At 67.8% G+C, this 9500-nt stretch carries 13 protein-coding genes; 4 read left to right on the top strand and 9 right to left on the bottom strand.

Annotated features, from left to right (window positions below):
• Positions 1–96 precede the first annotated feature (96 nt).
• The 3 genes from AB0C02_RS33025 to AB0C02_RS33015 all read left to right on the top strand — a co-directional run bounded on the left by AB0C02_RS33025 (position 97) and on the right by AB0C02_RS33015 (position 1823).
• Entirely contained in the window at positions 97–564 is a 468-nt protein-coding gene (locus AB0C02_RS33025) for a hypothetical protein (protein ID WP_357553144.1), read from the top strand.
• An 87-nt stretch (positions 565–651) separates the two neighbouring features.
• Positions 652–1605: a hypothetical protein gene (locus AB0C02_RS33020; RefSeq protein ID WP_357553143.1), complete on the top strand. Its 954-nt coding sequence runs from the start codon at positions 652–654 to the stop codon at positions 1603–1605.
• Positions 1602–1823: a hypothetical protein gene (locus tag AB0C02_RS33015; protein ID WP_357553142.1), complete on the top strand. Its 222-nt coding sequence runs from the start codon at positions 1602–1604 to the stop codon at positions 1821–1823. Before AB0C02_RS33020 ends, AB0C02_RS33015 begins: the two co-directional genes overlap by 4 nt.
• A gap of 602 nt (positions 1824–2425) precedes the next feature.
• Here AB0C02_RS33015 and AB0C02_RS33010 read toward each other — a convergent pair.
• The gene (locus tag AB0C02_RS33010) at positions 2426–3700 is read right to left on the bottom strand and encodes a hypothetical protein (protein WP_357553141.1); all 1275 of its coding nucleotides are present in this window, start codon (positions 3698–3700) and stop codon (positions 2426–2428) included.
• 210 nt (positions 3701–3910) lie between these two features.
• On the opposite strand from AB0C02_RS33010, the gene AB0C02_RS33005 reads away from it, so the two are divergent.
• Complete coding sequence (locus AB0C02_RS33005) at positions 3911–4375, top strand: hypothetical protein (RefSeq protein WP_357553140.1); 465 nt, start codon at positions 3911–3913, stop codon at positions 4373–4375.
• Between the two features lie 294 nt (positions 4376–4669).
• On the opposite strand, the gene AB0C02_RS33000 is transcribed toward AB0C02_RS33005, so the two are convergent.
• The 8 genes from AB0C02_RS33000 to AB0C02_RS32965 all read right to left on the bottom strand — a co-directional run bounded on the left by AB0C02_RS33000 (position 4670) and on the right by AB0C02_RS32965 (position 9403).
• Positions 4670–5965, bottom strand: a complete 1296-nt coding sequence (locus tag AB0C02_RS33000; protein WP_357553139.1) for a hypothetical protein — start codon at positions 5963–5965, stop codon at positions 4670–4672.
• Positions 5962–6651 (bottom strand): GGDEF domain-containing protein, encoded by a 690-nt coding sequence (locus AB0C02_RS32995; RefSeq protein ID WP_357553138.1) that lies wholly within the window; start codon positions 6649–6651, stop codon positions 5962–5964. The genes AB0C02_RS33000 and AB0C02_RS32995 overlap by 4 nt, the downstream gene beginning before the upstream one ends.
• A 174-nt stretch (positions 6652–6825) precedes the next feature.
• Positions 6826–7230, bottom strand: a complete 405-nt coding sequence (locus AB0C02_RS32990; protein ID WP_357553137.1) for a hypothetical protein — start codon at positions 7228–7230, stop codon at positions 6826–6828.
• Entirely contained in the window at positions 7227–7649 is a 423-nt protein-coding gene (locus AB0C02_RS32985) for a hypothetical protein (protein ID WP_357553136.1), read from the bottom strand. The genes AB0C02_RS32990 and AB0C02_RS32985 overlap by 4 nt, the downstream gene beginning before the upstream one ends.
• 15 nt (positions 7650–7664) lie before the next feature.
• Positions 7665–8207, bottom strand: coding sequence for a hypothetical protein (locus tag AB0C02_RS32980; RefSeq protein ID WP_357553135.1), 543 nt, complete (start codon positions 8205–8207; stop codon positions 7665–7667).
• Positions 8204–8770: a hypothetical protein gene (locus AB0C02_RS32975; protein WP_357553134.1), complete on the bottom strand. Its 567-nt coding sequence runs from the start codon at positions 8768–8770 to the stop codon at positions 8204–8206. Before AB0C02_RS32975 ends, AB0C02_RS32980 begins: the two co-directional genes overlap by 4 nt.
• The gene (locus AB0C02_RS32970; RefSeq protein WP_357553133.1) at positions 8767–8946 is read right to left on the bottom strand and encodes a hypothetical protein; all 180 of its coding nucleotides are present in this window, start codon (positions 8944–8946) and stop codon (positions 8767–8769) included. Before AB0C02_RS32970 ends, AB0C02_RS32975 begins: the two co-directional genes overlap by 4 nt.
• Positions 8947–9124: 178 nt before the next feature.
• Complete coding sequence (locus tag AB0C02_RS32965) at positions 9125–9403, bottom strand: hypothetical protein (protein WP_357553132.1); 279 nt, start codon at positions 9401–9403, stop codon at positions 9125–9127.
• Between the last annotated feature and the right edge of the window lie 97 nt (positions 9404–9500).

Here is a 9500-nt window from a genome sequence, read left to right as displayed (position 1 = left end):
TTCCGAAACCCCGAAAACCAACGCCTACGCACCCGCACCGCCACCACCCGACGCCACCGCGGACACCTCAACCCCGCTTAAGTTCGAAGAGCCGTCATGTTCCGGAAGATTCTCACCTCATCACTAGCGGCCGTTGTCATCACGAGCGCGGCCGTCGTCGCATCAGCTGCTCCAGCGTCAGCCGCCGACCAGCCCGTGTGGTGCGGCGACTGGCTGCAGGACCCGAACAAGGCGTCCGGCATCAAGCCCGTGCCAAACACCGGGATGAGCGTCCCTGGTACGTCGAACACGAGCATTCAAGTCAACGAGGGGCAGTACGGGGGGCGCTGGTTCGCCTGGGCAAAGGTGTACAACCCCGAGCAGACTGGACAGGTCGCGCTCATCTGGAGGTACAAGGGGAACCAGGGCCTCTACCAGTGCGGCAGCCGCGATGGCAGCACCGGCTGGTCCTGGGACTACACCGCCGGCGTGCGGGACACCCAGGCCAGTCTGGTCCAGGCGAAGTACTCCCGCAACGGCGCCTTTGGTCCGGTCTACTACGCCGCGGCGGTCGCTTGGAGATAGTTGTTCCTGCACGACGTGGCCCCGTGCCCCCGCGTGGGCCCCGGGGCACCTCCGGCAGCGCGAGTGAGGCGGCAAGGACTAATGCGGGTGGCGAGAAAAGCGGCGCTGGTGTTAGCGACCGCGATAGCAACAGGATGCTCGATCAACGAACATGCAGCGATGCGACCTTTACCGGTCATTTCGCAGACCGCAGGCGCTGCTGAAGAACTAGCCTTGCCGCTCGACTCCCATGAGCTCTCACCTGCCGGAAACAATCAGGTGCGGCGAGCGACGCTGAGGTTATTGCGCGAATGCCTCGAGTCCTTCGGTCTTGACGTACCCCTTCCTGAAGCTCGTGAAGCAAAATATCCCACACATGCCACCCAGCTGAACTGGCTCGGCGTCTACGACGTTGCGGAATACGGCTATCAGGGGCCGCCGGACTTCGCCGCGGAGATGTCCGCAGCCACGCGACGCGGCACCCAACCCATCGTCATTCCGAGCGAGGCGGTTCCGGTGTTTATCGGGGATGTTGCCGTCTACTTCGGACGGCCGGTTCCCAACGGAGGATGCGACGGACGGAGCCAGCGGATACTCAACGGCGGCGAGGATCCGCCGAGAATCGATGTGATCGATCCTACGGTACCGCCCGAGCAAGGCATCCAGTGGCTAGAGCAGAACGCCGCCGACCGCGCGCGTGCCGACGACAGGTTTCGAGCCGTCACCGACCAGTGGAGCAAATGCATGCATCGGTACGGTTACCGGTACAGCACTCCGGACGAGGCGCAGAGCGATCCACGCTGGAGCGAACTCCGAGATCCCACCCACCCGTCGCCATCCCGCGATGAGATCGACACTGCTATCGCTGACCGGACGTGTCGCGAGCTGACCAACATGTCCGGAGTCCTGAAGCACCTTATGGTTGAGCAGGAAGAGGGAATCATCCGGACGCACCCCAACACGGTGCAGCAGATATCGGCGCTATTAAGGCGACGGGTGGACAACGCCGCTCGGATTCTGGGTGAGGTCTCAGATCAGCTAAGCGATCCTGAGTCGGATTGAGTTTCCAGATCGCTTCCCACCTGGGTGGGGGCGGCAGGGCTTCCACAAGATCAAGATATGACCGGTCTGCCGGCACGACATCGGGCTACGCAGCGGGCGCCCTCGTCGCTCCCATCCTCGCCGATGCCCTCGGGCTCAACGCGACCATCATCGCCGCCGCCGTCCTCACCGCGGCCTCCGGCATCTTCGCCGCCGGATGGATCGCCGAAAGCCCCTGAAGCGGCACGAACGAGGCGAGATCCGGATGTCGTTCCAGCGCCGGGGCCCGGTTGATACAGAGTCCAGGCGACGTCCGTCGACGTCCGCCAACCCTTGCCGAGCAGCGTGTCGCGCTGCGCCGCATCGACGGCCGATGGCTGAGTGGTACTTGGCGGGTTGTCGGAGGCGTGGGAGGCCGGTGCTGCGGACGCCGAGCCCTCGGCGACGGGCATCGCTGGCGCCAGGCCGGCGAGCAGCAGGACAGCGGTGGCGGCCGCGATTCGGCCGCAGCATCATGGCAGGTCCTCCAGAGGAGTAAGGGGTTGGGCAGGCGGGCCCGGGCCAAGCCGCAGCCCGGGCGGATCAGGGATGCCCGATCGCCACGGCCAGCCAGGAACGGGGCGGCGCGTTCCTCCGGTGAAGTGAACGCGCCGCCGGCCGAACAGTTCAGAAGCGCGAGGTGTACGGGCAGTAGGGCCCGTAGCCCCCCAAAGATTCGGCATAGCAGGCCTGGTAGGCCACCGCGGAGGAGACGGTGAACATTCCGGTGACCTTCCGTTGGTCGACACCGACGGACTCTTGCAGCACGTAGACGGTGTTTCCTGAGCCGCCCTGCCGAACCTCAGCGGTAGTACTGGCGGATGTCGCCCATCGGGTAAACGCTCGGGACGTAGTCCCACTTGTGGTACATCCGGCCGTACACACCCCACTTGGAACGCAGGTAGCCGGTGGTGCCCACCTCGATGGCTGAGTGCCCGCCGTCGGACTGGTTGGAGGTCCAGTACACCCAGCGCATCCCGGAGTAGTAGATCACCGGGGTGCTCCACTGCTTGTAGCTGCCGTCGGTCCAGTACCGGGAGACGTTGGGATAGAAGATCTGCTGCGCCTTGTCCCACCACATGCGCTCGACCCACCGGCTGTTCGAGGAGTCCGAGGTGCTGTAGAAGGCGTAAGAGTGGCAGTTGTAGCGGTACGTGGCGCTCGTCTCCCGGGTGGCCTGCGGCCAAACCGCGTCCGAGTCGGAATTCAAACAGCTGACCTGCGAGGAGGTCAGCGACGGAGCGGAGAAGTATTGGATGTTGGTGCCGTTCGGGGTCTGCATGTAGTAGTAGGTGACCGAGTTGGGGTCGGAGATCTTCGGGATCGTGCAGGCCTGAATTGTGGCGCCCTCAAGGTGCTGGTCGACGGCCCGGCGGACGGCGGCGATCGAGACCGGGCCGTCGGTGCGGCCGCAGCCGTCAGCCGTTCCGGTCTGCGCGCGCGTGAGGGTGCCGTGCAGCAGATCAGCGGTAGCACCGCCGCCCAGGAAGTTGGCTCCGTAAACGCCGGCGTGTGCGGATTTGGCGTCCAGGTGCGCCCGGCCGACGCGCAACAGCGCCTTCAGATGCCCGCGCGGTGGCGCGGCCAGCATCGCCGGCAGCGACAGCAACGCCTCCAGACGCCACGCGTCGATCGTGCGCCGCCCGGCTTGCAGCGGCGTCGCGGTCGCCGGAATCGACGGGTCGAACGCACTGTAACGGCGAAGCATCGCAGCCGCGGCGTCGGGGCGGTGCAGCAGCTCCTGCGCCGCCTTACTGCGGCCGAGCACCGTCTGCAAGCCTGCCCGCGGGTCGTCGGCGGCCAGGGCGTGCGCGAGCAGCGGATACGCCAGCACAGTCGTGAGCAGGTCGTCAGTGGCCATCTTTTCGGCAAGGCCGTCGGGGAGCTGCGCCGCGTCAACCATCTCCTGCTGGTTGTTCAGGCTGGCCCACTGCGGAGTGCCGGGTGTGATCGGATACCGGTAAGGGCCTACTTTGCCCCCGGCCGCTCGCGCCGGAGCGCCGAGCACCCCGAGCGCAGCCACACCCGCCGCCGCGGCGAGCAACCCGCGCCGCCCGATGCCGTTGTCGGTTGTCACATGTTCTCCCCTCGTAGACCGGCCGCTTGTCTCCGGGCCGGCGAACACAGGATGAGACAACCATCTATTAGTCGTGCATGGTTTGATCTCGTTGTACGAATGCGTACGAGGATGTTCGTGTTCGAACGGCCCGCGCCCGACAACCAAACGGACCACCCAGGCCGTCTTGAGGTACGACAAGAGTGACGACGGCGCAGGGAAGCCGCCGACATGACCACAGCCGCAGAGTTCGTCGACAAGCTACGCAGATCCAAAGCCCGTTCCGGACTGTCCTACCGCAGCGTCCAACCCGGCGCCCGCCGTCTCCGCGACGTCCTACCCACCAGCACCATCTCCAGCGCACTCAACCGAGACTCAGGCCAAAGGGGCACAATCGCAGGTACGCCGACCGCGCGCTCCGCCTACCTCGCCCAGCTCGAAGCCCAGACCCGCTGGCTGGCCGACGAGGGCAAGAAGGCCGCCAGCATGCTCGAAGGCCTATACAACGCCTATGCCAGCCTCGGCTACCAGCACATCGGCACACTCATCAGCGCACTCAAAAGCTACGTCCAAGCCGTCAACGGCCTGTTCTCCTCGTGCAGCAACCCGGAGAAGGCATTCCTCGACACGGTGCACACCTTCGTGACCTACCTGCTCGACGCGGAAAACAGCACGTCGAAGCCATGTCAGACCTGATCAAAGTCGATGAGCAGGAATGCAAGGAACGCCCCGACCTCGGCACTCGCGCCCACGACACGACGCCCTTCCCCCCGGACCGAGGTAGGCGCTGGCGCTTGGGCCGACCGCAGCAACTGGGCCCCTCGGCCAGATCGACCTGCTGTCTGATCGAACCGCGGTCCTACCCGGCAACCAGGTCGGCCCCGCGCGGACTCCGGCGCGGGGCCGACCTGTATGAGCCCTAGATCGGGCGCAACCCAGCAACCTCCGTCGATCTTGGCGGGTTCTGCTCCCCCACCTGATCATCGGCTCCTACTCGTATACTTCTGGCTTCGGTTTGCGGCTGCCGAGCATGCGTACGGTGGTGCTGAGCTGGATCGGCGCGTCGTCGGGGCCCCGTAGGAACGCGTCGATGTAGACGAGGCGCCGCAGCCTTCTGCCTGGCCCGTACGGCTGGTTACGCCAGTGGCCGGACACCCAGAACCGGCTGGTTTGGGGATGTCCTGCTTCGCCCGGCGTTGATCGCGGGCCGGGCGATGTGGTGTTGCTTTTGGCGCGGATACGCACGATCCGCACCTGCGGTGCGGGGCGGTTGGTGCGGACGTAAGTCCGGCGAACGGCTTTGTCGACGTCTGCTGTCATGACTTCGGCGGCCTGCTGTGCGATCAGCAGCCATGTGGCGAGTAGCGCTGCCGCGGGGTGATCGCCGGGTAGCGGATGCTGGTCGTGAAGCTGGGCGGTGTTCATGGGGGCGAGCCAGCCCACGTGTTCGCGGAGTCGCTGGAGCGGTTTGCCGTTCAGTCCCCCGCCGATGGTGCGGTAGGTGACCAGGTGCCAGCCGCCGCTGGTGGCGGTCCAGGACGCGGCGGTGATCTGCCGGCGTGTCACCGGCCGTGACCACACGAGCAGTCCGTCGGTCGAGGGTATGAGGTCGCGGTTGATGGTGACGTCGGGGAGCGTTCCTGCGGCGTATTCGGCGAGGTCGGTGAAGTCGCCGTCGATCCAGTACAGGCGTGATCGGTCCAGGCCGGCGGCGATCTGTTGACGTGCGTCGGTGACCGCGAGCGCGGCGGGTAGGTCGTCGCTGCCTCGGTAGAAGCGGGCGAGCCGGTCGCGGACCTTTGGCAGCTCCCGTGCGGTGATGGCGGTGGCGGGCCAGGCGGTCGTCGTGATGAGCGTGCGTCCCGGTATCCGGGCGTTCAGGAACGCCAGGTGTAGTTGCTCGATGTGTTCTCGCGCCTGCGGGTGGTTGCCGAGGCTGAGCGCCTGTACCGCGCGGTCGATGACCTTGTCGTTTCTGCCGTCGTCGATGTGGGTTTGGCAGGTTGCGCACGCCGCCCATGCATTGCCGAAGTCGCGCACCATTTCCCCGTCCGTGCCGATGGCGACGGCGGCGATTTCGCCTCCGAGGAGGGTCCACGTCGGGTGGGGGTCCCCGCAGAAGTCGCAGCTGCGCCGCACGGTGTCGAGGCGGCTGACGGGGACGGGGACTGGTTCGTGTCCGTCGGTGGCGAGTTGGATCGGGTGCACGTAGGTGGGTGGTGTGCCGAGGGTGTTCAGTGGGGAGAGGCATGCCTGGCAGGCCATCTCCTTGCGCGCGGCCGTCATGCCGTCGCCTTCCCGTTCAGCTGCCGGCGGTCGCGGAGGCGAGGTCCGCGACGGTGCCCGGCGGCGGGCATCCCCATCCCCGGCTCGTAGACGGCGTATCGGTTTCTGCCACGGTGCTTGGCGTGGTACATCGCGATGTCGGCGCGGCGTAGGGCCATCTCTTCGAGCGGGTCGGTGGCTTCGGCGAGTGCCAGGCCGACGCTGGCGGTGACGGTGACGGGTTCGCTGTCCGCAGTGAGTTCGACGGGCTCGGAGATCAGGGTCACGAAGGCGTCGGCGATGCGGGCCAGCTCGTCGGTACGGACGGGCAGCAGTGCCGCGTACTCGTCGCCGGAGAGCCGCGCGGCGGTGCCGCCGTGGAGTGTGGCGATGTCGGCGATGCGGCCGCCGATCGCGGCCAGGACGTCGTCTCCTCGATTGTGGCCGTGGGTGTCGTTGACCGGTTTAAAGTCGTCGAGGTCGATCAGGACGACGATGATGGGCCCGGCGGTGTCGGCCTCGGCGAGGGTGGCGTGCGCGGCGATCAGGCCGGCGCGGTTGAGCATGCCGGTGAGCGGGTCGTGTTCCAGCTGCCAGGTGGCGTCGGCGAGTTGGTTGTCGAGTTGGCGGATGTACGGCCACATGGTGAGGCCGCCGAGGGTGAACGCCGCCAAGGCGGTGGCGATCATGATCAGTGGTAGGGACACTGGAGTCCTCCAGGTTGTTGGAGAACCCGGGACGCGTTCGTTTCGTAGGCGGTGCGTCCCGGGTCCTGATACGACGACGGCCCGCCTTGTGGCGGGCCGTTCTCGTGTTCGCGCCGCCCGGTTCGGCGGCACGGCTACGGCCGCCTCCCCCTGGGAGGCGCCTGTCAGCAGGGGTCAGCCGGCGGTTGTGGCCGCCGGTGTGGAGCCGTCGATGCTCCAGGTGGCGCCGACCCGGGCGGGGTACCGCCCGGCGCTGGACTCGCCCCACCGGTACGAGGGCCGGCACGGCCTGTCGGTACGGGGCCGCCGGTCCAGGAGGCGGCTCGGCTCGCGCGGTGTGCCCTGCGGCCGCAGCACCTGGTGCTCGGACAGCAGGTTCACGTACTCCACCTGCGCGGAGTAGGGCACGTAGTCGCCGCGCAGGATCGTTCCGCCGAGCCGGTCGCAGCAGGCCACGGTGACCGGGTACCAGCCGTTGACCGCGACGGTGGCGATGTGGCCGCAGCTCAGCCACAGGTCGAACACACACAGCCGATAGACCTCGACTGCGGTGGCCGGTTCGCCCGGGGTGCCGGTCATGGCCTGCTGGCCTGGTCCGCGATGTGCTGGTACACCTTCTCGGCGGTCAACAGCTGCCCGTGCGCGTTGGACGGCGGGGTGATGCGCCGCCAGCCGAACGGTTCGCAGGCCAGCCAGCAGCTGTCCTCATCGGTGGCGACGTCGATGACATCGCCGACCGACAGCGACCGCAGCCGCAGCAGCCGGTAGACGCAGGCGAAGAGGAAGTCGACCTCCCCGTCTGGCGTCACCCGGCCGGTCTCCAAGTGGTCGAGGTCGGCGTTGCACACGTGGAACGCCCAGTCGGCGATCTGCTCGGGGCTGGTGTCGGCGGGCTGGTTCCGGCCGTGCGAGACAGTGGCGGCCAGCCGGTCCCCGTTCTGGTAGGGCACGAACCGTGAGTCGGTGTTGTGGTAGATGCGGATCTGGTGAAACCTCACGAGCTGGTGCTCCGTTCAGGTTGCGGGAAGGGGTTCGGGGCCGATTTCGGTGAGTACTCGGTCGCGGTAGACGAGGCGGGTGGCCGCGTTCCACGGCCACGGCCGGAACGCGATGGCCGGCGGCTGGGAGCCGGGCTCGTAGATCAGGTCGAGCCGGTAGCCGTGGGTGACGGCGAGGATCACCGGTTCGGCTTTCTCCATGTCGGTGAATCCGGGGGCCGCGGTCTGCTCGGTGCCGCCGCGGCGGCGGTGTCGCTGCAGGGCCAGGTACGGGCACAGCCGCAGCGACCAGTGCGCGCATTCCAGGTGCATCGGGGGGTCGGTGTAGCGGCGCTGGTGGAAGCCGCCGGGTCCACCGACGAACGCGATGGCGGGCTCGTGCGGTTGGCCGCATGCCGAGCACAGCCGGCGGAGCCCGCATTCCAGGGCTCGGGTGCCGTTGACGACGGCGAAGTTCACGCTCCCGTCGTCGTGCTCGCTCACGTACGGGATCGGCAGCCGGCGACGGCTGTCGAACGGACGCGCGGCCAGCCGCGCGGGAAGGGTCTTGCGATTCATTCCGGGTTGGTCTCCGTTCCCGGGTTGGGGTTGGAGGGGGTGTCGATCGGCCGTACGCGCAGGATCTGCTCGGGCAGCAGCAGCGCGGCGAGCTGAGCGGTGAGCGGGTTGGTGAAGGGCCGGTAGCCGGTAACCCAGACCAGCTGCCACGGCTCGGCGAGGGCGCCAGCCCGCAGGCTGGCGGGATCGCCGTGGGCCAGGACGCCGAGGTCGGCCAGCTGCCCGGCGAGGGACGTGCTCCGGTAGTGGCTCATCCGCCCGGCGAGCATCGGGCACGCGGTAGCCGAGTACGCGGCGCAGACCGGGTGCATGCCAGGTTCAGGGCTGACGAGCAGCCGCAGGTCGCTGTCGCGCAGCGCGAAGACCATTCGCGCCCCGAGCTGGACGCCACACGTTTGGCAGAGCCGGTCGGTCAGTGCTCGGTTCTGCCGGTGGAGGTCGACGGCGCCGAACCGGTACCGGCCATCGGGGGTGCGGCCGGTGATCCATGGCACGACGAGCCCGCCGACGGTGGGCCGACCGGCCAGCTGGAGCGGAATGTCAGGGGTGTTCGGGGTGGTCATGCGGTCACCGCTGTGGCGGTTTCGGCCGCGCCGACCATGGCATGCCTGTCTCGGGTTGCCCGCTTTTCCTGGTCGCCGTGCTGGGCGCGGTGCCGTTGCGCGAGGATGCGCGGGCCGGCTTGCTGCCGGGGGCCGGCGGGCCTGCATGCGGTGGAGCGGTTGTCGTTGGTGGGCATGGATTCCCCCCTTTTCATGGGTGGGTGGAATCCGGGCACGGCCGTGTCGGCCGTGCCCGGATGGTGCGCGGGGTTCGCGCGGAGCGGCCGGGCGACGGCCGGTGAATCAGAAGGTGCTGTCGGCGAGTGCGAGAGGGCCCTGGCGTCGCGGTGCGGCGGTGGACCTCGGGCGTTCGTCTTAGCGGCGCACCGGGTGCGCGGCTTGGTCGGCGCGCAGCGTGGCAGCCAGGTCAGCCGGAACGTCGGCGTAGGGTTCGACGGCCAGGAGCACCTCGGTCGGGTCGAGAATCGCCCCGACCAGGCCGATCCGGATGGTGTCGGGTTCGTTGTCGGGATGGGTGACGGGGTCCCAGGCGACGTCGACGACGGTCGCGAAGTAGGTGCGGTGCGGGTTCCAGCCGACCTGGATGGTGTAGCGCTCGAGACCAGGTTTGGGCGTGAGGGTGTAGATGCTCATCGGTTCCTAATGAGTTCTGGGAGTGAGCCATCCGGCAAACTCCTGGTGGGTAGGTAGCCGCCAACCGGTGAGCACTCCGGGTTCCTGGACGTCGAGT

Origin of the sequence: Micromonospora sp. NPDC048999 (genome assembly GCF_040649295.1) — a bacterium.
In the GTDB taxonomy this organism is placed as follows: domain Bacteria; phylum Actinomycetota; class Actinomycetes; order Mycobacteriales; family Micromonosporaceae; genus Micromonospora.
Note: the sequence above shows the minus strand (reverse complement) of the source record. Positions and strands in the feature narration are given on the sequence as shown.